Here is a 374-nt window from a genome sequence, read left to right on the forward strand (position 1 = left end):
TGTCTTCGGCCTTGTCTCCATCGGCATCGGTCACCGTGAAGGCAAAGCTGTCGGTCTTGCCCCCCGTGTTGGCGTTGGCCGTGTACACGTAGCTGCCGTCAGCGGCAATCACCAGCGTCCCGTACTGGCCCACGATGGTGTTCACCGCGCCTTGCGTCAGCGTCGTCGTCGCGCCATTGGCCACCACCGTCGCCGTCGCACCCGCGCCGGCATCCGCACCCAAGTCAAACCCGAAGGTTCCTGCCGCCGTCGCCGCCGTCGCTTCGCCCGAGTCCACCGCCAGGTCACCGCCCAGCGTCACCGTCGGAATGTCATCGATAATGTCCACCTTCACCGGCACATCAAACGTGTTGCCGTGCGCGTCCTGGACCCTC

1 protein-coding gene is annotated in these 374 nt (G+C 65.8%); it reads right to left on the bottom strand.

The features are described from left to right. Positions 1-374 (bottom strand): Ig-like domain-containing protein (locus tag ACFO27_RS12165; protein WP_376817562.1); only part of this gene is annotated, 374 nt, incomplete at both ends.

The sequence above is a fragment of the Castellaniella denitrificans genome, assembly GCF_042653765.1.
Classification (GTDB): Bacteria; Pseudomonadota; Gammaproteobacteria; order Burkholderiales; family Burkholderiaceae_B; genus Castellaniella; species Castellaniella denitrificans.